This is a genomic window from Rhodococcus sp. 14-1411-2a (assembly GCF_002259485.1).
Classification (GTDB): Bacteria; Actinomycetota; Actinomycetes; order Mycobacteriales; family Mycobacteriaceae; genus Rhodococcoides.
The window spans coordinates 70,054-96,304 of the sequence record NZ_NPGA01000011.1 but is presented as its reverse complement, the minus strand read 5'-3'; the positions used below and the strand labels follow the sequence as shown (position 1 = coordinate 96,304).

Here is a 26,251-nt window from a genome sequence, read left to right as displayed (position 1 = left end):
GGGGATCATGCATATCGCCATGATCGGCACGACGGCTCCCAGCCACATCTATCCATCGCTGGCCGTGATTGCCGAGCTGGTCCGGCGAGGACACCGCGTCACCTATGCCGTCGGTGATTCTCTGCGACACGTGGTCGAACCCGCGGGCGTCGAGGTGGTGCCGTTCACCTCGATACTTCCCGACGGGGAGGCGTCGTGGCCGGATGACCCGGCCGCGGCCATGCAGGTCTTCCTCGACGAGGCGATCGCGTCGTATCCGGTGCTCACCGCGTTCTACGACGACGATCAGCCGGATCTGTTTCTGTACGACATCGGCGGCATGACAGCACCGGTTCTCGGAGTGCGATACGGAGTGACGGCCGTGCAACTCTCACCGACGTACGTGGCGTGGGATGGGTACGCCGAGGATCTTTCCGATGTACTGACGCCGATGCGTGAATCCGCTGGTGGTCTGCGGTACCACGCTTCGTACACGGCGTGGTTGCGAGACAACGACATCGACGCCGATCCCTGGGAATGGATCACCTACCCGCAGCACTGTCTGTCGCTGATCCCGAAAGTGATGCAGCCCAACGCGGATCGGGTACCGGAATCGGTGCGGTTCGTAGGGCCATGCCTCGATCCGGTACGCCTGCAGGACCGCAGCTGGACGGCACCCGACGCGCCGATCCTGTACATCTCCTTCGGCACGGGCTACAACGAGCGACCAGAGTTCTACCGACTGTGCATCGAGACCTTCGCGAACTCCGACTGGCATCTGGTGATCTCGATCGGCCGACGCGTCGACCCGGCCGTGCTCGGTGAGCTACCAGCGAATGTCCAGGTACACGAACATGTTCCGCAGCTCGCGGTGCTCGATGCTGCGACCGTTTTCGTCACTCACGCCGGGATGGGTGGTTGTACCGAGGCGCTGTGGTTCGGTGTCCCGACCGTTGCCATCCCCCAGGCCGTCGATCAATTCGGCAATGCGGCGATGCTCGCCGAACTCGGCGTCGGCGTGCACCTGGAATTCGAGAAGGTCACGGCTTCGATCCTGGTCGACGCGGTCGCTGCAGCTCGTGAATTGACACCGCGCGCCGCGGCAATGAGTGCCCAGGTGCGAGCACACGGTGGCGTCGAACAGGCGGCCGATGCGATAGTCGCGTTTCTCGCGTGATTCAGTTGGCGCTACCGCTGTCCAGCAAAGATCCGAGATCGGTGGTCGGCGTACTCGGCTCGACGGTGACAACGGTGGAGGACTGCTCCACCTTGTGTGAAGTCCAGGGGAGCCCGTTCAGAAATTCGTCGAGTCCGGGGTAATCCGACATCCATGCGGTGGTGGTGTCCCCATCGACGGAAGTGCACGACGCCAGCGCGACATAGGAGCCGGCCGCCGGGACGTCGGCAATCGTCTGGACCGTCGAACCTGGCTGGGTGTCTCCGTTGGTGTACAGGGACTGACCGTTACCGATCACCTCGAGAACCGGAGGAAGAACACCGTTCGGCGCAGGTGCGAGCGATGTCCCGCAGCCGATAACCGTGCCCGAGGAATTGGTGATCGTATTGGTCACGCTGTTTCCGTCGACCGCGAACGAGAATCTGATGTCCTCGGGCTCGGCCGCGAGCGCTGACGCGGGTGCAACGAGGGCGAGGGTGGTGCAAGCTGATGCAATGGCCAAGGTGGGCAATGTCGTTCGCATGACGGGTCCTCGTCGTCGAGTGGCATCGTTCGCATCAGAGTCTGCCTCAAAATAGACCGTTTGGCACTTTTCGGGCGCGGCGCAGCAAACGCATCAAGAAACCTGCGAACCTTCTGTTCGAGACCGACTCGCAGTCCTGCATCGCGGTTTGCGGCACCGATCGGTACCGGTGAGGTCCGGGTATAGCCGCGGTCCGGTTCCAGCATGCGTGAATCCGGTGCAGCCAGCCGCGCGGAGCGCGGTCCAGTGCACCCGATTCAGTCCTCCAGAACGCTGACGCTCACGCCGTAGGGCAGGAAGCGGACGCGTCGGCGCGGGTCGGTGTTGTCCTTGTGCGCACGCAGGGCATCGAGTTCGGTGGCGTAGAGCTGGTCGATCTGGGGTGATCCGGCGTCGTCGACGCTGTAGATCGCCCAGACTCCGTCCCCCTTCTGACCTGTGGTTTCGGGCTCCGGCGGAGCTTTGGGTGCCCCGGTGTTGGAGGCGAACAGCGATCCGACCACCTCGCGTAGTCCCTCGGTTGCCTCACGGGCGAACTTGTCGAAGTCGTCGGATCCGAATCCGAACGGTCCTTGGTTGGCCATGGCTGTACCTCCTAGGTGAAACTCCAGTATGCGCGTTCTCGCCGAACAGCCGCCGTGTTCACCGTCGAGGTGCTGCGAGGCGGGCTACTGCTGTAGCCGAGCCCCGATGGTGTTGTGCAGCGCCCGCAGCGAGTTCTGGCCCAGCGAGACCGTCTGCGATTCGATGTAGCGCAACAGGTGTGAATCGTCGAGCACCTTCTCGCTCGACTGGATCAGCACAGTGCCGGCCCCGGTGAAGTCGAACTGACGCTCCTCGCCGCTGTTCGCCCCGAGGAATCCGCGGGCTGCACCGAGGAAGTTCTGCATCCAGTCGGCGTCGAAGTGATGCGACGGCGAGGGGCAATCCGCCCATCCGACAAGGGCTTCCGGGTCGATACGCAGCGGCGGCTCGGCGAACATGACGGGGCCGTTGGACGAGGCCAGGAACTTGCCGGTACCCAACAGGGTCAGGAATCCCGGGACGATGGACTGCTTGAGATCCAGAGTCGGCTCGAACGCAAGGAGGTTCGCCGCCCGGATGGTGAGGTTGCCGTCGTCGAGGTCGTAGCTGTTGATATTGAAACCGCGATCGCCGAGGATCAGCTTGCCCTGACCCTGCGCGAGTACCCAGTCGTTCGAGTACAACGGAGACGAGAACCGCGCCGCGACGATGGCGGGCATGGACGTCTGCCCGAGCGGCTCGAAGCGAACGTTGCCGTAGTAAGCGATCATCGCGCCCTTCGACGTGAACCACGGCTGGCCTGCGAGTTCGACGCAGAACGCATAGTCGTTTCCGGGAACGTTGTCGTTGACCGGGAGGGTGTACGGGGTGTGTATTTCCACGACAGTGCTCCCTAGAACTTCTGCTCGGACGCCTGCACCCATACGGTGCCCATGCCGGTCATCTTCAATTGGATCGCCTCGCCGCTGCCCTTGCCGACGGCGTCGCGCCACCCGACGTTCGCGGAGATGTCGACGTTGATGTTGCCGATGTGGCAGACGTACGCCTGCGGATCGACCACCACCTGGGGGTGATCCGGTCCGATCTGCAGCGGAGTCGCGCCCCCGTGCGAAAGAACCGCGACGCTGCCCTGGCCGGTCAGTTGTGTCGTGAACAAGCCCTGTCCGGTCATCGCGCCGCGCACCGCTCCGCGGACACCGCCCTGCGAGGTCAGGGCCACGATGGAGCTCTGGAGGTAGCCGTCGTGCACCAGGAGTCGATCGGCTTCGACGGTGAGCATCGACGAACCATCGAGATGGATCACCTCGATGTACAGCCCGGCGTGACCGTAGAAGACCTCGCCCTGCCCCTCGGCGGCCATCATCGCCACGTGCTCGCCCGCCATCATCCGCCCGGCCATCCCGGCGACGCCGCCCATGCCCGGCATGGCACCGGCCGAGCCGCCCATCGAGTGCGGAACGAACCGGACGTCGCCGGTGTAGTAGAGCATCGATCCCCGACGCGCGAGCACGTTCTGGTTCGGTGCCAGAACGGATTTCACGACTTTGCCGTTGACGAGTTCGAGCGGCACGTCAGCGCTCCTCGGGTTGGATGTAGACGACGCCCTGGCCGTCGAAGCGAAGGGAGAACGCCTCGCCGCTGCCGCCGCCGATGGCGGAACGCCACGTGACGTCGGTGACGAAGCTCTGATTGAGCTGACCGCGATGGGCGACGAAGGCATCGGGATCGACGACGAGTGGGTACTGCGGATCGACGGCGAGGGCGATGATCGGCCCGCCCTTGGACAGCAATGCCACGGTGCCGGATCCGCTGACGACGGTGGTGAACAGTCCCTGGCCGGAACTCGCACCGCGTAAGCCAGAGAATTTGATGTCCGTCTTCAATTGCCCTGTGAGAGCCAGTAATTGGGACGATTCGACGTGGAGGTTGTCGCCCTGGACCTCGACGAGAGTGATGTCCTGAGCGTCGACGGCGAAGTAGACGGTGCCCTTGCCGGACACATCCATCAGCGACAGCGACTCGCCGGTCACTTTCTGTTTGAGTGCGGCGCGCAATCCCCCGCCACCACCCATGCCGGCGCTCTTGAAAGCGACATCGCCCTCGTATGCCACCATCGAGCCCGACATTGCGCGCAGGGAGTCGCCGGTCAGGTCGGCGACCAAGACACGGTGCCCGTTCATCCTCAGCTGAGCCACGGGGGAACTATGCCACTGCACGCGCCCCCGCGGCTACTGCTGGAGAAAATATCTAGACGAGCGGCTTCAGGGCTTTACCTGCCAGTTCGACGGCTCCCGGCTGGTGTCCGTTGGTGATCAGGTTGATGATGATGCCGTCGACGCCCTGATCGAGGACCCGCTTCTGCACCTGCTCGGCGACGTCGTCGGGGGTTCCGCAGAAGTGGCGATCGGTGGCCTTTGCCGCATCCTCCTCCGACAGGTTCGTCAGATCGAGGCCCTGCTTCAGCACGAACTCGCGCTGCAGTTCCTTGGCCTTGTCGCCGTTCTCGTCGACGATGACGAACGCGAGGAAGCTCGTCTCGAGGTCTTTCGGGTCGCGGTCGACTTCCTCGCAGCGGGCCTGGACGGCCGCCATCTTGCGCGGCAATTCGTTTGCGTCGCAGATGATGTTGAGGTGATCGGCGAACTGGGCGGCCAAGCCGAAGGTCTTCTTCTCGCCGCCACCGCCGAGCATGATCGGCAGGTCGTCGCGGATGCGGGGCTCGTTCATCGCGTTCTCGACCTGGTACCAGAGACCGTCGAACGTGGGACGCTGGCCGCGGAGCATCGGTTCGATGATCTGCAGTGCCTCGTCGAGTCGCTCGAAACGGTCGGTGAACGTGCCGAACTCGAGTCCGAAGCTCTGGTGCTCGAGTTCGTACCAGCCGGCTCCGATCCCGAGGATCGCGCGACCGCCGCTGACGACGTCCAACGTGGTGACGGTCTTGGCGAGGATCGCCGGGTTGCGGTAGGTGTTGCCGGTGACCAGCGCGGAGAGCTGGATGGTGTCGGTGGCCGTCGCGAGCGCGGACAGCGCAGAGTAGGCCTCGAGCATGGGCTCGTCGGGCTTGCCGATCCCGGGAAGTTGGTAGAAGTGATCCATCACGAATGCGGTGTCGAACCCGGCCGCTTCGGCCTCGCGCGCCTGCGCGATGACCTGGGGAAAGAGCTCTGCGACCGAACCGTCGTAGCTGAAGTTGGGCATCTGGTAACCGAGGCGAATAGTCACGAGATCCACGCTACTCGGATATCGGCCCGTGGCATGTGCCGGAGCGCGATAATTCGACGATGACATTCTTGGAGCTGACCAGGCAGCCGTTCTCCGGATTCGGCGTAAACGACCTGCAGGCGGCGCGCACGTTCTATGCCGAGACGCTCGGACTGACGGTCACCGAGAACGAGATGGGCATGCTCGAGCTGCACCTCGGGACCGGGGCGATCGTGCTGATCTATCCGCGTCCAGGGCACGTACCCGCGCAGTACACCATCCTGAACTTTCCGGTGACCGATATCGAGAGCGCTGTCGACTCCCTGATCGCCAAAGGAGTTGTCTTCGCGCAGTATCCGGACATACAGGGTCGTTCCGCAGGCTCCACTCCTGCCATGGGTACCGACGAGAAGGGAATCTTTCGCCATGGCGGACCGCTGATCGCCTGGTTCACCGACCCGGCGGGCAATGTGTTGTCGGTGCTGCAGGACTGACCCTCAGGCTGTCGGCATTCCCGCGGCGAGTGTGATTGTGCCGGAGCTGGTTACGCCTGCGTCATCGACCCATTCGACGACGGCGGGCTCGCCGGGGCGACGTCCGAGCAGCGCCTCCGACAGGTCCGACGAGGATCCGATCTCCGTGCCGTCGAACGTCACGATGATGTCCCCCGCGGACAGTCCCAGGACCTCCGCCGGAGAATCGAAGGTCACCGATACCACGGCCGCACCGATCGCCGGCTTGTTCTCGAAGACCGACACATCGCGCACCGAAACTCCGAAATACGGTGTGGGACCGACATGTACGGTGCCACCGGACTGGCCCGCGAGGACCTGGTCGAGTACCGAGACCGCCTCGGAGATGGGGACGGCGTACGCCTCGGGTGCCTGCGGCGGCGTGAACTCGGTGCCGTTGCGCGCCTCGTCGGACAACCCCGCGGTGTTCACGCCCACCACTCGGCCCCAGGCATCGAAGAGGGGCCCGCCCGAATCCCCCGCTCGCACATCGGCATCGACGCGAATCATTCGCTCCAACGTATTCCCCGAACCGTCCACCGAACTGCGCGTACGCACCTGCTGATCGAGGGCGGTCACCGCTCCCGGCGCCGGAACCAATACCCCTGCACCCGAGGCATTCCCGACGGCGGTCACCGCATCACCCACCTCGGGAAGTGGGTCCGGGGCAAGCTCGACCACCGGCAGGTCGGCCGCGGTGATCAACTGCACGACCGCCACGTCACGAGATTTGTCGTAACCCAACACGGTGGCGTCGTAGATGAGTCCGTTGCCCATGTGCACTGCGCTGATGTCGGTGGCGTTCTCGACGACGTGGAAGTTGGTGAGCACGATTCCGTCGGGGGCGACGACGAAGCCCGTGCCCGCGACCCCGGAGAATCCTGCGGATGCCGAGAGTGTGACAACGGTGGGATCGACGCGAGCTGTGAGCTCTTCGAGCGTCAGGGGTGGCGGTTCGGCGACGGGTGCGACGGCCGGTGCCGGAGTTGCGACGAAGTCCGCGGTTCCGGGATCGAGCGACGGCGTCGCGAAGAGCCACACGCCGGCAGCGACCAGCGTCAACACCACCGCTCGTCCACCCGACCGCATAGAGACCGATTATGGTCCGGTGGCGATGGTGGTGCCAGCTAGTTGGCAATCACGGCCTGCGGTGCCTGCTTGTGCGCCCGTCTACAGTCTGCTCATGCCCGCGTCGCGTCGACCCCGAGTTCTGATCGGCATCTCCGGTTGGACGTACGCGCCCTGGCGAGGAGATTTCTATCCGGCGGGCTTGGCGCATCGCAAGGAACTCGGGTACGCGTCGGAACATCTGACATCGATCGAGATCAACGGCACGTTCTATGCGATGCAGAAGCCATCGAGCTTCACCAAGTGGCACGACGAGACGCCGGACGACTTCGTGTTCTCCATCAAGGGTGGTCGGTACGTCACCCACATCAAGCGGCTCGTCGGAGTCGAGGCGGCACTCGCGAACTTCTTCGCCACCGGGGTGCTGACGCTGGGCGACAAGCTCGGACCGTTCCTGTGGCAGTTGCCGCCGAATCTCGAATTCGACGCGCAGAAGATGTCGGATTTCTTTGCCATGTTGCCCCGAACGGTCTCTGCTGCAGTCTCGTTGGCGGGCATGAGGGACGACAAATTGGCCGAGGATCGAGTGTTGTTGCCTGCTTCGTCGTCGCGGCCGCTTCGGCACTGTGTGGAAGCGCGGCATCAGAGTTTCGCCTCTGAAGCGGCAGTGGAGTTGTTGCGAGAGAACGATATTGCGTTCGTCGTCGCCGACACCGCCGGTAAGTACCCATACGTCGACACCCCCACAGCCGATTTCATGTACGCCCGCCTGCACGGCGACGAGGAGCTGTACGCCAGCGGCTACACGGATGCGGCGCTCGATCGATGGGCTGCGAAGATCTCGGACTGGACGGCCACGGGCAGAGACGTCCATGTGTACTTCGACAACGACATCAAGGGCTACGCACCCTTCGACGCAATGAAACTGATCGAACGAATCGGTAGATGAGTATTCGACTCTCTAGCCCATTTCATAGATATGCGGATACTTCAATGTTCTCCTCCTGGCGCAGGTAGGGCCTCTGCAACCCGAGACAGACCCTTTGCGGCGGCCAGAATCGTCGCGACCTTTGCGCTCAGGGCATCGCCCTCGAATGTCTCCGCTCGGCCGCCTACGCTGATCGACGCAATTACCGCGGCGTCTCGTCCGAGGATCGGTGCTCCGACGGCCGCGACGCCGGTGAGGTAGTCCGAATTGCTCAGTGCGTACCCCTTCGATCGGATCTGTTCGAGGCGTGTCAGCAACTCGTCCGGCGCCGTCGGTGTTCGATCCGTGAAGGCAGGTAGATCCTGGGTGAGCCAGCGGTCGCGAATCCGAGCTGAGAACGCCAGCATGGCCATCGGGCCTGCGGTGGCGTGATACGGGAGAACCGAACCGATGGAAATACCCGCGACCACAAGGGGATTGCTCCCTTCATGGCGATCGATGCACACGGCTCCCTCGTCTGCGGGAACCATGAGATACGCAGTGTCGCCGAACTTTTCCGCAATCTCCGACAGGTACGGTTGTGCCGCACCGCGGATGTCGAGTTGGGTCAGTGCCGACGACCCGATCTCGAACACGGGCATGCCGATTCGATACGAGCCCTCGGCCGTCCGGTCCACCCAGCCGGCGTGGATCAGTGTGGTCATCAGTCTGTGCACTGTCGTCTTGTTCATTCGACTTGCCGTCGTCAGCTCGTTGAGCGTCCACACGGGGTGCGTCGTATCGAAATGATCGAGCAGCGTGCAGGCCTTGACCACCGCGCCCACGATGTCGCGGCCGGCGTGGTCGTCGGACTCGGTGGGCGATGCCACGTGTGCTCCTTCGATCGGACTGGGAAGTGCTGCCGCCATCCTACGAACCCCCCTTGACTTGTGATCGCCACCACTCTAGTTTCGGAATGCGTTCCGCAATACGAAATGGATGGTGCTCATGACCGCGACACTCAGAGATCTGACCGAACAGGGCCTCGTGTACGCCCCGGGCGTATGGGACGGCCTGACGGCGAAGCTGGCCGAACAGGCCGGGTTCTCGGCCCTGTGTGCATCCGGCTTCGCCGTGTCGGCGGCCCTCGGGCTGCCCGACGCGGAGCTCTACACGATGACCGAGAACCTCCAGGCGGTGCGCACGATCGGCGAAGCGTCCTCCCTCCCGCTCGTCGCGGACATCGACACCGGCTACGGCAACGCCGTCAACGCGGCGCGGACCGCGGGCCGATTCGCTGCCGCGGGCGTGCAGGGCGTCTTCATGGAAGACCAGCTCTCACCCAAGAAGTGCCCGATCTGCGTTGGCGAGCCGGTGGACCTCATCAGCATCGAGGAAGCGTCGGGCAAGGTTCGAGCCGTCCGAGATTCGCTGCCGGAGCACGTCCTGATGATCGCCCGCACCGATGCTCGTGGCGACGACGCAATCCGACGCGCTACCGCATACGTCGACGCCGGTGCCGACATGATCATGCCCGTCACGAAGACCTTCGAGACCGCCGACGAGTGGGCTCGCTGTCACGACGCTGTAGGCGTTCCGCTGATGGCGACGTTGACCGCGTCGACCTGGACCGAGCGTGAGTTCACCCCCGAGGTTCTCGGGCAGATCGGCGTTCGACTCGCTCTCCTGCCCACCCAGGTGCTGATGGCCGCCACCGGAGCAGCTCGTGAAGCTCTGCGCCGACTCGCAGGCGGCGAAGCCCCGGCCGACGTGAGCGCCGACGCGTTGCAGCACCACGAGTTCGTCGATCTCATCGGCTTCCCGGAAGTGGAAGCAGCACAACGCAAGTACCTTCCCGCCGACGCGAAGGCGTGATCGGTATGAGCTCCGACGCACTGACGATGGTCGAGAAGATCCTCGGCCGAACCTGTGATGCCGATGTGGTGCACGCCGGAGAGAATCACGCCGTCCGGCCCGCTCGCATGATTGCCTACGATTTCCCCGGTTACACCGACGTGATGTTCCGGCAGATGCGCGAGGACTTCGGCATCACCGAACTCGACGACCCATCTCGTTACGTCGTCTTCATCGACCACATGCTCACCAAGAAGAACGCCAAAGAGCAAGAGGTGCATCAGGTCACGCGAGACTGGTGCGAGTTCTACGGCATCGAGCTGCACGAGGGCCGAGGCATCGGCCACCAGCTCACTGCCGAACTCGGACTCGCGACGCCAGGAGACTTTCTCGTCCACTTCGACGGGCACATCAGCGGAATCGGTGCCTTCGGTGCTCTCGGATGGGGCATCAGGCGCGATCTGATCGAGGCTTGGGTGACGGGACAGCTGTACGTCGACATCCCGGCCACCACACGGTTCGACCTCGTGGGTGAGTTCGGTGCCGGCGTCGACAGTCGCGATCTCGTTCACACGATCATCGACCTGGTCGGTGCCGACGGATGTGCCCACCAGGTGATGGAGTTCGGTGGTCCAGGAGCGCGGTCGATGAAGATCGACCACCGCCAGGGTTTGTGCGGAATGGCGATGTTCACCGGTGCGGTCTCGGCGATCTTCGAACCCGACGAACTGTCTCTCGCCTACGCCCATGACGTCGCCCGGCAGGCGTTCACCCCCGTGCTCCCCGACGAGGGTGCCGCCTACGCCGCCTGCCACACCATCGACCTGTCGACCATCGTTCCGCAGGTGGTGCAACCCGGTTCGGCTCGCGCAGCCAACACGCACACCGCTGCCGATCTGGCCGGAATCCCGATCACGAAGGCGTTCATCGGATCCTGCGCCAGCGGCCGCATCGAGGACCTGCGCGCTGCTGCACTGGTGCTCGACGGGCGGACTGTCGCCCCCGGCGTCGAGTTGAACGTGGTACCGACCTCCCAGAAGGTGCACGATCAAGCCGAAAGCGAAGGGCTGCTGGACATCCTGCGGTCAGCTGGTGCACACATCGCGGTGTCGAGCTGCGACTTCTGCTTCGGATACCAGAAGCCCCTCGCGGCCGGCGAGAATTGCATTTCCACCGGGGTGCTCAACATCTCCGGGCGAATGGGTAGCTCCGACGCCAACATCTACATGGGTTCGCCCTTCACCGTCGCGGCCAGCGCCCTCGCCGGGACGATCGCGCAGGTGGGGTCGTGAGCGCCTACCCGCCCCCGCCCGACGTCATCGACGGTGCGGTCGCGTGGATATTCGGTGACGACTTCGATATCGACCTGGTCGTGGGCGTTGGGAACATCAAGTCCTACGACCCCGATCATTTGAGGTCGGTCTGCATGGCGGCGTACGACCCGGAATTCGTCGATCGAGTTCGACCCGGAGACGTCATCGTCGGTGGGCGGAACTTCGGCTACGGACATCCGCACTATCCGCCGATGGTCGCGCTGCGCAACCTGGGCATCAGTGCCGTTGTGGCGGAATCGTTCTCGCCTGGATTCTGGCGTGGAGAGACCTTCAACGGTATGCCCCTGATCACCGTTCCCGGGATATCCGACGCGGTGGCCGTCGGCGACGATGTCAGACTCGACTGGCGTCGGGCCGAGGTGTCGAAGCAGGACGGCACCACGATCACCGGCCATCCACCGAATGCCCGAACCGTCGCCGTCATCGAAGCGGGCGGTTCGTACGAACTTCTTCTCTCCGAACACCGAAGCAAGCAACCACTCACAGAAGGATCAGCGCGATGACGAACACCGAACACTCCCGCGCAGGAGTTGCACCGCCCAAGGCGGACACCACGACCGCGCGTCGAGCTGCGCTGGCCGGAGGTGTCGGTACGCTCATCGAGTACTACGACTTCGCGGTCTACGGCTTCCTCGCCGTCATCATCGCACCGCTGTTCTTCCCATCCACCAGCCCAGGCGTGTCGATTCTCGCGACCCTGGCCGTGTTCGGCGTCGCCTATGTCGCCCGTCCGCTCGGCGGAATCTTCTTCGGTCGGCTCGGAGACCGCAAGGGTCGTCGGCACGCCCTCGTCATCACCGTGGTGTGCATGGGTGTTGCCTGCGGCATTCTCGGACTGCTGCCGACGCACTCGAGTGTCGGGGTGCTGGCCCCCGTTCTGCTGGTCATCATCAGGCTCGCCCAGGGATTCTCGGCAGGTGGTGAGATCGGCGGTGCCGCAACCTACATCGCCGAGTCGGCACCGCCGAACCGTCGAGGATTCTTCGGGTCCTTCACGCCGGTGGGATCGACTCTCGGCTTCGCGGTCGCCGCAGCCGTCGTCGGGCTCGTGGCTCTGATCACGACCGACGAACAAATGTCGTCGTGGGGATGGCGCATCCCGTTCCTGCTGGCACTGCCCCTGGCCTTCGTATGCCTCCGTGTGCGGCTCAAGCTCGAGGACAGCCCTGAGTTCGAGGAAATGGCAGCCAAGAACGAGGTCGCCAAGAGCCCGTTGAGCGACGTGGTGAAGAAGCAACCGTGGTCTGTGCTCCGCGTCGTCGGCATTGCGATCGCCATGAACGGATCCGGGTACATCGGACTGACCTACTTCAGCGTGTATCTGATCAACGACCTCGGCTTCTCGAAAGATTCGGTGTACTGGACGTCTGCTGTGGCAATTGCATTGGCCTGCGCCACATTCCCGCTGAGTGGGATGCTCACCGACAGGTTCGGCCGCAAACCGGTGCTGCTGTTCGGCTATGTGGCCTACGTGATCATTGCGCTGCCGGTGTTCATGATTCTCGGTGCCACGTCGAGCATTCTCGTCGTCGGCGTCGTCTACTTCGTCTACATGGTGCTCAACGGTGTGGTGCAGGTCCCGGCTTTCCCGCTGTTCACCGAACTCTTCCCTCGGGCGGTTCGCTACACCGGAGTGTCGTTGGGCTTCAACATCGGAACGATCGCGGCAGGCGGAACTGCCCCCTACGTTGCAGCACAATTGGTCGAATCGACCGGCAATGCCATGTCACCGGCGTACTGGGTCATGGGCGTGTGCGTCATCGGTGTAGCGACGGTACTGACCATCAAGGAGACGGGACTCAGCAAGCTTCCTGTGTAGCCCGAGCCGCTCTGCTGTCAGCAGAGATCCGAACCGGGCGTTCGGCAGAACGGACGGACTGCTCACCGGCACACTGGATTCATGAAGCTATTGGTCCTCGGTGGCAGCGACTTCGTGGGGCGAACTGCCGTCGAACATGCTCTCGATCTGCAGTGGGACGTCACGGTACTCAATCGCGGCACAACCGCGTCGGATCCTCGTGTCACACAACTTCGGGGAGACAGGCGCTCGCCCGACGGACTGAATGAGATCCGAGAAGGTAACTGGGACATAGTCTTCGATACCTGGTCGTGGGAGCCGGACGTGGTGGCGCAGTCGGCGGCGCTGCTCGCCGGTCGAGTCGGTGGTTACGTGTATGTCTCCAGCCGTTCGGTGTACGACGCCCCGCAAGCGGGAGCTACCGAGGCCTGGCCGACGGTGCAGGGGTCTGGCGAGGACTATGCGCGATGCAAGCTCGGCGGCGAGCAGGCCGTAGTCGCCGGCTTCGGAACTGATGCGTTGCTGGTTCGTGCCGGTCTGATCCTGGGACCCTACGAAAATATCGGTCGACTTCCCTGGTGGCTGAACAGAATCGAGCCCGCCGGGGATGTGCTTGCGCCCGGTCCGGTCGATCTGGCACTGCAGTACATCGATGCCCGTGATCTGGTCGCTTGGAGTCTGGACGCTGCCGCCCGGGGTCTCGGCGGGGCATTCGACGTGGTGAGTCGGCCGGGTCACGCCACGATCGGCGAGCTTCTGCAGTGCTGCATCGCCGCCACCCGGTCCGACGCACGCTTGTGCTGGGTGGAGCCGGACGTGCTTCGCACTGCAGGTGTGCAGCCGTGGACGGAGCTCCCGATCTGGATTCCGCCGGGCGCGGATCATGATTCGCTGCATGCATCCGACGTATCGAAGGCATTCGCCGCGGGGCTTCGGACGCGACCGATTCAGGAGACCGTCGCGGACACGTGGACGTGGCTGCAATCGCTGAAAGGTCGATCGCCGATGAGGAGTGAGCGACCACCGGTCGGGCTCTCGGCAGACCGTGAAGCGGCAATTCTGGCGGCCCGCGGGCTCACGTGAGTTGGGCTGGGTACGCGTAGGGAACAGATGCGCGCGGAATTGTCAGACGCGTTCGGAATCGTCAACGGATCGGTGTCGAATTCGCGCGCGTATGGCGAACGCGCGCGCGTCTGCGGGAAAATCGGCCCGCTACCCCACTATTCGTAACTCTTCACTCGAAGCTAGATATCGATAGACAATGCTACGGAGCGCAGAGTCGCCGGACCGCTGCTTCGATTTTCGACGCCCGACGCTGGTGTTCGGCGTCGTCGACGGGTCCGCAGTCGCTGCCGGGCGCGGTCATCCAGGCGGAGGTGATGCCGAAGATCATGGTGAACAGGTCGTCGACGGTGAAGGCGTCGGAGATCAGTCCGGCCTGCTGTGCGGCCGCCATGGCGTTTCGCCGCTCGGCGATCACCGCATGAATGTCGTCGGCAGCGGCGACCGCCGTGCCGCCTTGAAGTTGCGTCCACAGCAGCAGTCGGTGCTCCTGGGGATTCGCGGCGAGGTGCAGATACTCGCGCGCGGCGTATCCCCCGAGATCGTCGACGGTGAAGGGAACCGACTCCAGAAAGCGCGCGAACCCGTCTTCCACGACGGCCCGGAACAGTGCTTCCTTGTCTCCGAAGTATGCGTACAGGCGTTCCTTGCTCGCCTTGGCCGAGACCGCGATGCGGTCGACCCGCGCGCCGGCCAGGCCGTGCTCGGAGAATTCTGCGCGGGCAGCGACGACGATGCGGGCGCGGGTGGCGCTTGCGTCAGGCTTCATGGCGGCCACCCTACCGCCAACCAACTAGTTCGTTTGACAGTCGGTCCATCGTCGCTTACCTTTTCGGTCGGGACATTTTTCGTGCCCAGAGAATCAACGAGTACGAGTGGGGTAGAAACATGTCGCAGGTCTCCGAACACGGGGCGCTGGCCGAGAATCCGAATTACGAACGCCGCTGGTTGGTGCTCTGCATCGTCGCCATCACGCAGCTCACGATCGTGTTGGACGGCACCATCGTCAACATCGCCCTGCCGCAGGCGCAGATCGATCTCGGCATCAGCGACACCAGCCGCACCTGGGTGATCACCGCATACGCGCTGGCGTTCGGCGCGCTGCTGCTGCTCGGTGGTCGAATCGCGGACTACTGGGGCCGCAAGCGCTCGTTCATCGTCGGCATGGCCGGCTTCGCCGTTGCCTCCGCCGTCGGCGGACTCGCCCAGGAGGGCTGGCAGCTGTTCATCGCACGCGCAGGTCAGGGCGTCTTCGCGGCACTGCTCGCACCCGCAGCGCTGGCTATTCTGACGGTCACGTTCACCGACACCAAGGAGCGCGCCAAGGCATTCGGCGTGTTCGGCGCGATCGCCGGTGGCGGCGCAGCCGTCGGACTGCTCCTCGGCGGAGTGCTCACCGAGTACGCGAACTGGCGCTGGTGCCTGCTCGTCAACATCCCCGTCGCCATCATTGCCATCGCCGCCGCAGTCCCGCTGGTCAAGGAGAGCAAGGCACACGGCGACACCCGCTACGACCTGCCCGGAGCGATCCTCGTCGCACTCGGACTGGCCTCGCTGGTCTACGGCTTCACCGAAGCCGAGGACGGCTGGGCGACGGTACCCACCATCTCCTTCATCGCTCTCGGCCTCGCGCTGCTCGCCGCGTTCGTCGTGGTCGAATCCAAGTCCGCCAACCCGCTGCTCCCCCTGAGCGTTCTGCTCGACCGAGACCGCGGTGCCGCATACATCGGGTCCGCCGTCATCGGTGCAGCACTACTCGGTGGCACGTTGTATCTGACCTTCTACTTCCAGATAGTGCTCCAGATGAGCCCGGTCATCGCAGGTGTTGCGTCACTGCCCATGACCGGCGGAATTCTGATCACCGCCGCGATCGCCTCGGCGCTCGTGCCCAAGATCGGTCCCAAGCCGATGATGGCTGTCGGCCCTGTCGTCTCGGCGATCGGCCTGCTGCTGCTCACGCAGATCGGCGTCGACACCTCGTACTGGACGCACGTGCTCCCCGGAGTCGTACTGCTCGGGCTCGGTCTCGGCCTGCTGATGGTGCCGATGCAGAACGTCGCTCTCATCGGCGTCCCCGATCACGATGCGGGTGCTGCATCCGCGCTGATCAACGCCACGCTTCAGGTCGGCGGCGCACTCGGCGCAGCGGTGTTCACCACGGTGTACACCTCGTCCAAGACGACGTTCCTGGCCGAGAACCCGGCACCGACGCCGCCCGCAGGAGTTCCTGCGGAGGCTCTTGCCGGCCAGGAAATCCCCAGCGACGAGATGCTGGCCGCGCTACCGGAACCGATCCGCAACTTCGTGCTCGCCACCATCGATCACGCTTTCGCAGCCGAGGTGTCGGGCTACGCGTGGGCCTTCGGAACCGCCGCGATCCTGGTCGCGTTGGTGTGCCCGGTCGTGCTGGTGCTGGTCCGTGCCAAGAAGGACGACCTGCCCGTCGGGGACACTCCGGTCCACATCGGCTAGCGCATACGAGAAGAGAACCCCGCTGCTCGGCCGTCGAGCAGCGGGGTTTTTCGTTGTGGTGGCCGTCAAGCCCGATCGGGGTCGATCGCCTCGGCCTGCGCCGTGAGCAGCATGTGCAGCAACTCGGGAGGCAGAGCCATGGGAGGCAGCGCGCCGAGAGCGATGGAGTTCTCCGCCTCGCCGCCCAGCTCGACCACCTCGTCGTGCAGGCTTTCCATCTTCTCGTCGAGCTTGTTGGCGCTCTCGGCCGCCTCGGTCAGCTCCGCCAACAGGGTCTCCGGAATCTGCCCGCGATACTTGTAGAAGATCTTGTGCTCGAGGCTCGCCCAGAAATCCATTGCGATGGTTCTGATCTGCAGTTCGACGAGGACCGGCTGGACGCGATCGGACATGAACACCGGAATCTCGACGATCAGATGCAAGCTCTTGTAGCCGTTGGCTTTCGGGTTCGCGATGTAGTCCTTGATCTCGACGACGCGCACGTCGCTCTGACTGCTGAGCATGTCGGCGATGCGATAGGTGTCGGAGATGAAGCTGCAGGTGATGCGCACTCCGGCGACGTCGAAGATGTTCTCGCGAATCGCATCGAGCGTCAGGGCGCACTTCTTCCGCTGCGCCTTCTCGAAAATGCTCTCCGGAGTCTTCAACCTCGACGAGACGTGCTCGATGGGGCTGTACCGGTGAATGTGGGTGAATTCCTGCTTCAAGATGTTGATCTTCGTGATCAGCTCGTCGATCCCGAACTTGTAGCTCATCATGAATCGCGTGAAATCTTGTCTCAGTTGACCCAGATCGACGACGGGCTCACTGTTGTTCATGCCATTGATTGTCCACGACGGGCGACTGTGTTCGCGCAGCGCGGGAATCGAAGCTGGCGTCACTGCACGAGTTGCGTAGCTCCGGTGTGAACAGCACGACGCCACAGCGTTCGCACTGATGGGTGCGGTGATGTCCTCGGTCGCACGAACAGGCACGTGAACCCACCAACACCGAACCGGCGACGAGTGGATGGCCGTTGGTGCAGCGAGAAGGCGCTCGTTCCGCCCACCGATCGCCGACGCGATAGAGCGATCCGGCAATCGGGTCGGTGTCGCGCTCGTCGGATGCCATCGCGCGCAACCGCCTTCGACACTGTCTACCGTCCGATATGGACCGCCCGAAGTGGCTCCGCTGGCCGCATCGCCAACTTCGGGGGCCCGCTCAGACTAACAGAAATCGAACGTGTGTTCTAACTCGTAGGTCAAAACCACGTCTTGCGGCCACCGACTGCGCGCCCCATCGAACCGAGCAACGTCAGAACCGCGCCGACGACCACGAGAATGATGCCGATGGTCGTCAAGATCGAGATACCGGCGAAATAGCCGATGAGGGCGAGGATGATTCCGAGAACGATCATGACTACTCCTGGTGCCACTGTGAGCCCGCTATCGACGAATTGCCGATGGGACCGAACCTACTCGGGCGCGTGGACGATCGCTCACAATTGTCGCTATTTTCCGGCGTCCACTTTCGCAGCGAGAAACGCCTCGGGGTCGATGAGATCCGCCTGCCCGACGATCGATCCCAGGTCAGCGATACGTTCGATACCGGTGAGCACCATCTCTTCTTCGACCGTGCCCTCGGCGTAGCCGTAATAGCATGTCGACGTCGTGTGGTTGTGGTCCTTGTCTATTCGGTTGGCCCTGCCCTCGATCTGCCGAATGTCGATGGGCGTCCACCGTGGATCGTGAATCAGCGTCACGCGTGGTGCGAGGGTGGAGACCGTGCCCTCCGGGAGCAGTAATTCGTTGGTGTGCAAATTGATCGCACTGGTGGTGGTCGAGACGATGACCGACGCGTCACCGGTTTGAAAGCGTCTGATCGACGCCTCCTGATCCGGGCTGCTCATACTCCCGTCGACGACCGCGACCTCGAGGCCCTCGTCCCGAAGCGTCTGCGCCAACGCCGCGACCGACTCGCGGTAGAACATCGAGACGAACACCTGGTTGCCGGCCTTGACCCAGGTGCGTACCTGGTCGGCGGACGCGGGAATGCGTAGGTACGAACACTTCTGGCGGAATCGCAGGGTCGCGGCGCGGGTGCTCGGGTTCTTCTGCAGCACGCGCTTGCCGCCGACGGCCTTCCAGATCGGTAGCCCGACTTCCTTGCGGTAGTCCACCCACGCCGAGTTGTACAGCCGCTTCTGCGCGGCGGTGAGTTCCTGGCCGAGCGGCTCGCGTGGGGTCGGTGGCGAGGGACGCGAAATCGACCACGGCACAGCACCTCCCGACAGCCACCCATGTACGGACGCAATATCGCGGGCGCGTCGGGCCGCGTCCTCGGGCTCCCACCGCCACGTCGTCAATCCCGTCGTCGCCTTGCCTGCCTTGACGGCGAACCCCGACTCGATGAGGAACTCGGCCCACTTCATCGTCACCGCGTAGCCGAGATACTCCTCGTCGCCGAGGATCTCGACCCCACGGCTGCGCTCGACCGCACGAGCCATGTACGCGAAGTGCAGGGGCTGATAACCGGGCGTGGCAGACATCCACACCACCGAGCGCGCTGCCTGCTGATATCGCCAGAGGATCTGCGACTGCTGCGATTCGATGTTCATCAGCGCATGCGATTCGTCGGCGATCACCACGTCGATGTCGAATCGAAGCTCGCCGAGCGAGATGGTCCGCTTGTTCTGTGTCCGTTTACGTTTGCCCAGGTCGGTCTCGGGCGGAACGGACAGGAGCTTCTTCGTCGACTGGTACGTGATCAGCAGCCAGCGCTTGCGCTCGGAGGGCTCGATATCGGCCTCGCTGTCTGCAATGGTGCGCCGCCATCCCGGCAGCGCGCCCTTGGGTGCGACCACCAGCACCGTGCCGATCTCGGCCGCCGACATCTGCCGAACGGCCTCGCACACCGCCAACGTCTTGCCCAGACCCGTCGAATCCATCTGCGCGAAGTACGGGAATCCCGCGTCGAGGGCGGCGAGATGGCGTCGAACGGATTCGAGTTGGGTCTCACGCGGCTGCATCGCGCGCTCCCGCACCACCTCGTCTCGCCAGTTCTCGTTGGCATCGTCCTCGAGCCACCGTTGCAGGCTGTACGGCATCGACTCGTACGGCTGCAGATACTCGGGCAACTCGGTGCCGTAGTACGCGAACACCCGCGGTCCGGGATACCAGCGCGCCCCGGCAGCGCCCGCCGCCGACCGATCCTCGAACGGCACGTCCAGCACCCAGACGCGCTCACCGGGATCGGGCACCCGCAGATCGGGGGCAGCAGTCTTGCGAGGCGACGTCTTGCGCGGCGCTGCGCGCTTGCGTGGCGCGGCCTTCTTCGGGGCAGCTTTTTTCGGTGCAGGCTCACCGTTCTCGGCGGCCGCGAACTTTCGCGCAGCACTGCTCTGCCCGGCCTTGACGGTGCGGGCAGTGGTGGATCGGGCTGTGCGTCTACGAGGTGGCATCGGATCCAGTCTGTCGTACGGTGTGCACGAACACCGTAAAGGAGCCCTGTGACACACACGAACGACCCGCGCGCCGTAGTGCTCGTCCACGATCAGGACCCGGCTCTCGCGCGACGCGACATCGGTACTCTCGACGCCGAGTTACGCACCAGGGGTTTCCAGTTGGACGTGCACTCCTTCGACCACAGCCCCGACCTCGCGCCGCCGCCACTGTTCGGCGCACAGGTGCTGGTCGTCATGGGCTCGCCCGACGCCGCGTACGACGACACGCTGGCCTGGCTCGCGCCGGAGATCGCGTACGTCCGGGAGGCGATCGACACAGGAGTCCCGATCCTGGGTGTCTGCTTCGGCGGACAGTTGCTCGCTCGGGTACTCGGCGGCACCGTTCGCAAATCCGAGCATCCCGAGTACGGATTCGTCGACGTCGAGACGTCCGAGCCCGAGCTCATCGCCCCCGGACCGTGGATGGAGTTCCACGGCGACACATTCACCGCTCCCCCGCAGGCCACAGTGATCGCCCGCAACGAAGCCGCGCAGCAGGCCTTCGTACTCGGGCCGCACCTCGGATTGCAGTTCCACCCCGAGATCGACCTCGACACCTACGACGCGTGGGCCGCGGCGTGGGACCGCGACGGCGTCGAACATGCGGTGGATGTGCACGAGATCCGCCGAGCCATCGCCGACGCCGAACCTGCAGCTCGGGTGCGTTGCTCGGCTCTGCTCGACGCATTTCTCGCCCGATCCTCGGCGGTGCCCCGGTAGGGTCGAACGATGACCGAGGCCAGGCCCAGCAACTTCAGCGATCACCAACTCGGCATCTACGCCGCCGGGATGTTCGCGCAGCAGACACCGTCGATCACCACCAATCTGGCGAGGTTGGAGGACCAGGCTGCCGAGACGCTCTCGCCCGAGGCCCTCGGTTACATCGTCGCCAGCGCGGGCAGTGGCTCGACGGCTCGGGCGAACCGGGCTGCCTTCGACCGTTGGGCCATCACGCCGCGGATGCTGCGCAGCTCGGCTGCCCGCGATCACGCGTGCACCGTGCTCGGCACCGATATGCCTGCACCGCTCATGATCGCTCCCGTGGGCATTCAGACTCTCGCGCACCCCGAGGGGGAACTCGCCACCGTCCGCGCCGCCGCGGAACTCGGTGTGCCGTACATACATTCGACCCAGGCCTCGCACTCGTTCGAGCAGATCGCCGAGGCGGGTGGCGACGCTCCGCGCTGGTATCAGCTCTACTGGCCGACGGACGAGTCGGTGTTGCTGAGCTTCCTGCAGCGCGCGAAGGATTCCGGATTCAGCGCGCTGGTACTGACGCTCGACACGACGCTGCTGGGCTGGCGGCCTGCCGATCTGGACCGCGGCTACCTGCCGTTCCTGGCCAACCTCGGCATCGAGAACTACCTGAGCGATCCGGCGTTCCAGGCCGGACTAGGACAGTCGGTCGAGGAGAATCCCGTTGCCGCCGCGATGCATTGGGCGCAGATGTTCCCCAACCCCGGTCTGTCGTGGAAGAACCTGGCGTTCCTCCGAGAGCACTGGAGTGGGCCGATCGTGCTCAAGGGAATCTGCACCGTTGGCGACGCCCGGGAGGCGGCCGCGCACGGAGTCGACGGCATCGTCGTCTCCAACCACGGCGGCCGTCAGATCGACGGGGCCAGAGCGTCACTCGACGCGTTGCCGTCCATCGTCGAGGCGGTGGGCGAGGAATTGACAGTCCTGTTCGACTCCGGAGTACGCACCGGAGCCGACATGGCCAAGGCTCTTGCTCTCGGAGCCGATGCGGTGCTGCTCGGCCGCCCGTTCCTCTACGGCCTGGCGCTCGGTGGTCAAGAGGGCGTCACGCACGTATTGCGTTGTCTGCTGGCCGAATTCGACCTGGTGACGAGCCTGTCCGGTCATACCGGTGCGGGCGAGCTGGGCCGCGACTCGATCATGGAGTCCTGATGGAGTGGACGAAGCACGCCATCTGGTGGCACCTGTACCCGCTCGGCTTCACCGGAGCGCCGGTGCACGGCTGGGACGGTGAATCCCAGGCGGATCTGCACCGGCTGAACAGGATCGAGAACTGGCTCGACTACGCGCTCGAACTCGGTGCGTCGGGCATCGCCCTCGGTCCGATCTTCGAGTCCGAGAAGCACGGCTACGACACTGTCGACTACTTCCACATCGACGGCCGGCTCGGCACCGACGAAGATGTCAACTCCCTGATCGCCGCGGCGCACTCCCGCGGCCTGAAGATCATGTTCGACGGCGTCTTCAACCATGTGGCGCAGAGCTTTCCGAAGTTTCAGGAAGCGCTGACCGAGGGTGCGGACTCCGAGGCCGCGGGGTGGTTCCACCTCGATTGGTCCGGTGAAAAGCCGACGCATCGCAACTTCGAGGGCCACGACGAACTGGTCGCACTCAATCACGAGAGCCCGGATGTGCAGCAGTACGTCGTGGACGTGCTCTCGCACTGGCTCGAACGTGGCGTCGACGGCTGGCGGCTCGACGCGGCCTATGCGGTATCGCCACGCTTCTGGGCCGCGGTGCTGCCGAAGGTTCGGGAAAAGCACCCGGACGCATACTTTCTCGGCGAGGTCATCCACGGCGACTACGACCGAATCGTCTCGGCCTCCACACTGGACTCGGTCACTCAGTACGAGCTGTGGAAGGCCGTCTGGAGCGGCCTGAGCGAGCTCAACTTCTTCGAGCTCTCCCATGCGCTCGAGCGTCACAACGGCTGGCTCGACGCCTTCGTGCCCGCCACGTTCGTCGGAAATCACGACGTCAACCGCATCGCCAGCGTCATCGAGGACGAGCGACATCTGCTGCACGCGTTGGTGGTTCTGTTCACCGTGGGCGGTATGCCGATGATCTACTACGGCGACGAGCAGGCGTTTCGAGGCATCAAGGAGGATCGGGTCGGCGGTGACGACGAGGTGCGTCCGGAGTACCCCGACACGTCCGAGAATCTCGCTCCGTACGGTTGGCCGGTGTACCGAGTGCATCAGGAGCTGATCGCACTTCGGCGTCGCAATCCGTGGCTGTACTCCGCGCGCACCGAGACGCTCGAACTCACCAACACCGCACTGCTCTATCGCGCGCACGCCGACGCCGAATCGCTGACGGTCGCGCTCAACCTCGGTGACGACGCCATCGACTACCCGGTTCAAGGCGACGAGGTGCTCGCAGGCGAAGCGGATCTGCACGACGGGCGGGTGAGCGTCCCGCCGCACGGCTGGGCCGTGATCGGCTGAACGCGTGCATTCGGTTCCATTCGTCTCTCTAGCGTGAAAACAAGACACGGCGAGAAACCGCTACAGGTACAGTCGACCGCGACACGGGGTGCCCGTCAGGGCTGAGAACACACCCGTCGAACCTGATCTGGTTAGGACCAGCGAAGGGAATGTCGTGGCGTTGCGGTATTCCTGTCCCCTCGTGACGGTCCCGACCTCGAACGAGAGGCGAGGCGCATGAAATTCGACGAGCAGACAGTGTTGGTCACCGGCGGTGGACGCGGACTGGGAGCAGCGATCGCCGCGGCGTTCGCCGGCCAGGGTGCCCGAGTGGTGATCGACTACCGCAACAGCAAAGAGGACGCCGAAGCGCTGGCGAACCGACTCGGTGAGAACGCGATCGCGGTCCAGGGTGATGTCACCGACGACTCCGCGGTGGCCGCGCTGTTCGATACTGCGCGTGAGTATTTCGGCACTCCGATCACCACCGTCGTCAACAATGCGCTGGCCGATTTCTCCTTCGACGGCGATGCCCGGCCCAAGGCCGACACCATCACCTGGGAACGCTTCGACGCTCAATTGCGTGGCAGCGTCCGCGCGGCGTTGCTCACCACCCAGGCGGCACTGCCGGGCATGCGCGAGGCGGGGTTCGGACGAATCATCAACGTGGGCACCAATTTGTTCCAGAATCCGGTGGTCCCGTACCACGACTACACCGCCTCCAAGGCCGCACTGCTTTCGCTGACCCGCACTCTGTCCGCGGACCTCGGTGCAGACAACATCACCGTCAACATGGTCTCGGGCGGACTGCTGCGCACCACCGACGCCAGTGCCGCTACCCCGGTCGAGGTGTTCGACTTCATCGCCGCCTCCACTCCGCTGCAACGCGTCACCACGCCCGAGGAGTTCGCCGATGCCCTGCTGTTCTTCGCTTCGCCGTGGGCGCGTTCGGTGACCGGCCAGAATCTCGTCGTCGACGGCGGCTTGGTCAAGAACTGACATGCACCTCAACGCATTTCTCTACGGTTGCGGCCACCACAGCGCCGCGTGGCGGCATCCCGGTTCGCGAGTGGAGGATCTCGGCGACATCTCCTACTACGAGGAACTCGCGCAGCTCGCCGAACGGGGAAAGTTCGATGCGGTGTTCTTCGCCGACGGTCATTCGGTGCGTGACCCCGCCGGGGCAGGCACCTGGTTCCTCGAGCCGATCACCGCGCTGTCGGCCATGGCCAGGGCGACCACGCACATCGGTCTGGTCACCACGGTGTCGTCGACGTTCTACACCCCGTTCCATGCTGCACGCATGCTGGCGTCGCTCGATCACATCAGCGGCGGCCGGGCAGGCTGGAACGTCGTCACCTCCATGTTCGACGCCGAGGCCCGCAATCACGGAATGGACGTCATCCCCGCTCGTGAGGAGCGCTACGCGCGCGCCGAAGAGTTCGTCGATACGGCTCTGGCGCTGTGGGATTCGTGGGATGCCGACGCATTGACGCTCGATCGAAGCGGACAGTATGCGGACCCGGCCAAGGTCCACTTGATCGACCACGACGGCAAACATTTTCGGGTCGACGGCCCGTTGACGGTACCGCGGTCGCCGCAGGGCAGGCCGGTGCTGTTCCAAGCCGGGGCGTCGGGGCCGGGTCGCCAACTGGCGGCGAAATACGCCGAGGCAATCTACGCCGTCGCCTACGATCTCGTTGCAGCGCAAAGCTATTACGGGGACGTGAAGACGCGAATCCGCCATGCGGGTCGCGACAGCGCGGCGGTGGGGATCATGCCGGGTCTGGTGACCTATATCGGCTCGACCATGGAAGAAGCCCGCCGAAAGAAAGCGGAACTGGATCGGCTGCTCCCCACCGAGCAGTCGTTGGCGATGCTGTCGACGTTCACCGGGCAGGACTGCGCTGCTTGGGAACTCGATGCTCCGGTACCGAACCTGCCGCCGGCATCGGAGTTCACCGGACCGCAGGGCCGCTACGAGACAATCCTGCGGATCGTCGAGAAGGACGCTCCCACCGTGCGGGAATTGCTCGGTACCCTCGCGGCCGGCGGAGGCCACGCCACGATGATCGGCACACCGGAATCGATTGCAGACGAGATGCAGTCGTGGATCGGCCGCGGAGCCGACGGATTCAATCTGATGTGTCCGCGCTACCCGGACTCATTGGAGGACTTCGTCGATCAGGTGGTTCCGATCCTGCAGCGGCGCGGGGCCTTTCGCGCCGACTACACCGCGTCGACGCTGCGCGGGCACCTGGCGGGGTGATCAGGGCTGGCGTCGGTCCAAAGAGTCGATGAATTCCCTCGTCAGTCTCGCGATGTCGTCGGCATGGGAGATCGGCGACCAGTGTCCCGCCGGAATGTCGTTGCGCGTGAGGTTCTTCACCCACTTGCCGGTGTCGTCGTAGTGGTACGGACGCACTGCGACGTCCTCGGTGTTGACGATGAGGTGCACGGGGATGTCGATGTACCGCTCGCGTGGATTGCCGAGGAGCGGAATGATGTTGGCCCGGTAGAGTTTGGTGCCGTTGGTGGCATCCGACCACAGTGTGGGGTTCTGGGTGACGAGCTTGGGGTCGACGCCCGAGAACTCCTGGAGGAACGCCGGCCACCCCTTGGCGAACTGCCGCTTGATGCGCAGCGTGGACAGGCCGGGGATGTGGAAGGTGACGGTGTACCACGACGCGCGTACCTGGGCGAGCACCTGCTTGATGCCGGTGAGGGTAGGTTTGCGCAGGCGGGACTGCGACCACTTGCCGAGGTGATCGAGGTTCGGCCCGGAAATCGATGTGTACGAACGAATTCGGTCCTTCGCCTGGGGCTGGGCTGCGGCCTCCCATACCTCGACGGCACCCCAGTCGTGGGCGAGCACATGAACCGGGGCGTCGGGGCTGACGGCATCGGCGACGGCATAGAAATCCGAGGCGAGCCGGGCCAGCTTGTACGCCGACTGCTCGGCGGGGACCGAGCTCTCGCCTGCGCCGCGGGAGTCGTAGCTGATCACCCGGAAGCGGTCCTCCAGCTGCGGCACGATGTGGCTCCACAGCTCATGAGTATCGGGCCAGCCGTGCACGAGGACGATGGGATCGCCGTCGGGATTGCCGCTCTCGAACACCGCCAGGCGGATGCCCTCGTTGACGACCGTCGTACGAACCGCATTGCTGCTCAAC

Annotated in this window: 27 protein-coding genes and 1 riboswitch; of the genes, 14 read left to right on the top strand and 13 right to left on the bottom strand. The window is 64.4% G+C overall.

Annotation, left to right across the window (positions count from 1 at the left end):
- Window positions 1-7 precede the first annotated feature (7 nt).
- Window positions 8-1,156: a macrolide family glycosyltransferase gene (locus CH291_RS08815; RefSeq protein WP_094687310.1), complete on the top strand. Its 1,149-nt coding sequence runs from the start codon at window positions 8-10 to the stop codon at window positions 1,154-1,156.
- Window position 1,157: 1 nt separating this feature from the next.
- Here the strand turns inward: CH291_RS08815 and CH291_RS08810 are convergent, their stop codons facing one another.
- The 6 genes from CH291_RS08810 to CH291_RS08785 all read right to left on the bottom strand — a co-directional run bounded on the left by CH291_RS08810 (window position 1,158) and on the right by CH291_RS08785 (window position 5,429).
- On the bottom strand, window positions 1,158-1,679 hold the full coding sequence (locus tag CH291_RS08810) for a hypothetical protein (RefSeq protein ID WP_094687232.1): 522 nt from the start codon (window positions 1,677-1,679) through the stop codon (window positions 1,158-1,160).
- 257 nt (window positions 1,680-1,936) lie between these two features.
- The gene (locus tag CH291_RS08805; protein WP_094640509.1) at window positions 1,937-2,263 is read right to left on the bottom strand and encodes a hypothetical protein; all 327 of its coding nucleotides are present in this window, start codon (window positions 2,261-2,263) and stop codon (window positions 1,937-1,939) included.
- 84 nt (window positions 2,264-2,347) lie between these two features.
- Window positions 2,348-3,127, bottom strand: a complete 780-nt coding sequence (locus CH291_RS08800) for an AIM24 family protein (RefSeq protein ID WP_094640510.1) — start codon at window positions 3,125-3,127, stop codon at window positions 2,348-2,350.
- Window positions 3,097-3,774 (bottom strand): AIM24 family protein, encoded by a 678-nt coding sequence (locus tag CH291_RS08795; protein WP_094687231.1) that lies wholly within the window; start codon window positions 3,772-3,774, stop codon window positions 3,097-3,099. Before CH291_RS08795 ends, CH291_RS08800 begins: the two co-directional genes overlap by 31 nt.
- 1 nt (window position 3,775) lies before the next feature.
- The gene (locus tag CH291_RS08790) at window positions 3,776-4,384 is read right to left on the bottom strand and encodes an AIM24 family protein (protein ID WP_037194903.1); all 609 of its coding nucleotides are present in this window, start codon (window positions 4,382-4,384) and stop codon (window positions 3,776-3,778) included.
- 67 nt (window positions 4,385-4,451) lie between these two features.
- Window positions 4,452-5,429, bottom strand: a complete 978-nt coding sequence (locus tag CH291_RS08785) for an LLM class F420-dependent oxidoreductase (RefSeq protein WP_179276489.1) — start codon at window positions 5,427-5,429, stop codon at window positions 4,452-4,454.
- Window positions 5,430-5,488: 59 nt separating this feature from the next.
- On the opposite strand from CH291_RS08785, the gene CH291_RS08780 reads away from it, so the two are divergent.
- The gene (locus CH291_RS08780) at window positions 5,489-5,902 is read left to right on the top strand and encodes a VOC family protein (RefSeq protein ID WP_094640513.1); all 414 of its coding nucleotides are present in this window, start codon (window positions 5,489-5,491) and stop codon (window positions 5,900-5,902) included.
- A 3-nt stretch (window positions 5,903-5,905) separates the two neighbouring features.
- Here the strand turns inward: CH291_RS08780 and CH291_RS08775 are convergent, their stop codons facing one another.
- Window positions 5,906-7,009, bottom strand: a complete 1,104-nt coding sequence (locus CH291_RS08775) for a S1C family serine protease (protein WP_094640514.1) — start codon at window positions 7,007-7,009, stop codon at window positions 5,906-5,908.
- A 94-nt stretch (window positions 7,010-7,103) separates the two neighbouring features.
- Here CH291_RS08775 and CH291_RS08770 point away from each other — a divergent pair, with 94 nt between their 5' ends.
- Entirely contained in the window at window positions 7,104-7,937 is an 834-nt protein-coding gene (locus tag CH291_RS08770; protein WP_068048522.1) for a DUF72 domain-containing protein, read from the top strand.
- A gap of 41 nt (window positions 7,938-7,978) precedes the next feature.
- Here CH291_RS08770 and CH291_RS08765 read toward each other — a convergent pair whose 3' ends face one another.
- Entirely contained in the window at window positions 7,979-8,785 is an 807-nt protein-coding gene (locus CH291_RS08765) for an IclR family transcriptional regulator (RefSeq protein ID WP_094687308.1), read from the bottom strand.
- 109 nt (window positions 8,786-8,894) lie between these two features.
- Here CH291_RS08765 and CH291_RS08760 point away from each other — a divergent pair, with 109 nt between their 5' ends.
- The 5 genes from CH291_RS08760 to CH291_RS08740 all read left to right on the top strand — a co-directional run bounded on the left by CH291_RS08760 (window position 8,895) and on the right by CH291_RS08740 (window position 13,964).
- Complete coding sequence (locus CH291_RS08760) at window positions 8,895-9,770, top strand: isocitrate lyase/PEP mutase family protein (protein ID WP_094687230.1); 876 nt, start codon at window positions 8,895-8,897, stop codon at window positions 9,768-9,770.
- Window positions 9,771-9,775: 5 nt separating this feature from the next.
- Window positions 9,776-11,041 carry a 3-isopropylmalate dehydratase large subunit gene (locus CH291_RS08755; RefSeq protein ID WP_373455120.1) on the top strand — a complete coding sequence of 422 codons (1,266 nt, stop codon included), beginning with the start codon at window positions 9,776-9,778 and terminating at the stop codon, window positions 11,039-11,041.
- On the top strand, window positions 11,038-11,586 hold the full coding sequence (locus tag CH291_RS08750) for a 3-isopropylmalate dehydratase (protein ID WP_094687229.1): 549 nt from the start codon (window positions 11,038-11,040) through the stop codon (window positions 11,584-11,586). The genes CH291_RS08755 and CH291_RS08750 overlap by 4 nt, the downstream gene beginning before the upstream one ends.
- Window positions 11,583-12,902, top strand: a complete 1,320-nt coding sequence (locus CH291_RS08745) for an MFS transporter (RefSeq protein WP_094687228.1) — start codon at window positions 11,583-11,585, stop codon at window positions 12,900-12,902. The genes CH291_RS08750 and CH291_RS08745 overlap by 4 nt, the downstream gene beginning before the upstream one ends.
- An 81-nt stretch (window positions 12,903-12,983) precedes the next feature.
- Window positions 12,984-13,964: an NAD-dependent epimerase/dehydratase family protein gene (locus CH291_RS08740; RefSeq protein ID WP_094669911.1), complete on the top strand. Its 981-nt coding sequence runs from the start codon at window positions 12,984-12,986 to the stop codon at window positions 13,962-13,964.
- Between the two features lie 181 nt (window positions 13,965-14,145).
- On the opposite strand, the gene CH291_RS08735 is transcribed toward CH291_RS08740, so the two are convergent.
- Complete coding sequence (locus tag CH291_RS08735; protein WP_094648551.1) at window positions 14,146-14,712, bottom strand: TetR family transcriptional regulator; 567 nt, start codon at window positions 14,710-14,712, stop codon at window positions 14,146-14,148.
- A gap of 119 nt (window positions 14,713-14,831) precedes the next feature.
- On the opposite strand from CH291_RS08735, the gene CH291_RS08730 reads away from it, so the two are divergent.
- Entirely contained in the window at window positions 14,832-16,415 is a 1,584-nt protein-coding gene (locus CH291_RS08730; protein WP_094640520.1) for an MFS transporter, read from the top strand.
- A gap of 65 nt (window positions 16,416-16,480) precedes the next feature.
- Here the strand turns inward: CH291_RS08730 and CH291_RS08725 are convergent, their stop codons facing one another.
- From CH291_RS08725 to CH291_RS08710, 3 genes are all read right to left on the bottom strand, one after another.
- Complete coding sequence (locus tag CH291_RS08725) at window positions 16,481-17,233, bottom strand: GTP pyrophosphokinase (protein WP_068282717.1); 753 nt, start codon at window positions 17,231-17,233, stop codon at window positions 16,481-16,483.
- A 422-nt stretch (window positions 17,234-17,655) separates the two neighbouring features.
- Entirely contained in the window at window positions 17,656-17,811 is a 156-nt protein-coding gene (locus tag CH291_RS26745; protein ID WP_094611554.1) for a DUF6131 family protein, read from the bottom strand.
- 93 nt (window positions 17,812-17,904) lie between these two features.
- Window positions 17,905-19,854 (bottom strand): helicase-related protein, encoded by a 1,950-nt coding sequence (locus CH291_RS08710; RefSeq protein ID WP_256980776.1) that lies wholly within the window; start codon window positions 19,852-19,854, stop codon window positions 17,905-17,907.
- A gap of 48 nt (window positions 19,855-19,902) precedes the next feature.
- Here CH291_RS08710 and CH291_RS08705 point away from each other — a divergent pair, with 48 nt between their 5' ends.
- The 5 genes from CH291_RS08705 to CH291_RS08685 all read left to right on the top strand — a co-directional run bounded on the left by CH291_RS08705 (window position 19,903) and on the right by CH291_RS08685 (window position 25,347).
- The gene (locus CH291_RS08705) at window positions 19,903-20,616 is read left to right on the top strand and encodes a type 1 glutamine amidotransferase (protein WP_068048557.1); all 714 of its coding nucleotides are present in this window, start codon (window positions 19,903-19,905) and stop codon (window positions 20,614-20,616) included.
- A 9-nt stretch (window positions 20,617-20,625) separates the two neighbouring features.
- On the top strand, window positions 20,626-21,804 hold the full coding sequence (locus CH291_RS08700) for an alpha-hydroxy-acid oxidizing protein (RefSeq protein ID WP_094640522.1): 1,179 nt from the start codon (window positions 20,626-20,628) through the stop codon (window positions 21,802-21,804).
- A complete protein-coding gene (locus tag CH291_RS08695) occupies window positions 21,804-23,099 on the top strand; it encodes an alpha-amylase family glycosyl hydrolase (RefSeq protein ID WP_094687226.1) in 1,296 nt (431 codons plus the stop codon). Before CH291_RS08700 ends, CH291_RS08695 begins: the two co-directional genes overlap by 1 nt.
- Before the next feature lie 74 nt (window positions 23,100-23,173).
- A riboswitch (TPP riboswitch) is annotated at window positions 23,174-23,266 on the top strand.
- A 49-nt stretch (window positions 23,267-23,315) separates the two neighbouring features.
- A complete protein-coding gene (locus CH291_RS08690) occupies window positions 23,316-24,077 on the top strand; it encodes a 3-oxoacyl-ACP reductase (RefSeq protein ID WP_094687225.1) in 762 nt (253 codons plus the stop codon).
- 1 nt (window position 24,078) lies between these two features.
- Window positions 24,079-25,347: an LLM class flavin-dependent oxidoreductase gene (locus CH291_RS08685; protein WP_094687224.1), complete on the top strand. Its 1,269-nt coding sequence runs from the start codon at window positions 24,079-24,081 to the stop codon at window positions 25,345-25,347.
- Here the strand turns inward: CH291_RS08685 and CH291_RS08680 are convergent, their stop codons facing one another.
- A complete protein-coding gene (locus CH291_RS08680) occupies window positions 25,348-26,250 on the bottom strand; it encodes an alpha/beta fold hydrolase (RefSeq protein WP_094687223.1) in 903 nt (300 codons plus the stop codon). It abuts the gene before it with no gap.
- Window position 26,251 lies beyond the last annotated feature (1 nt).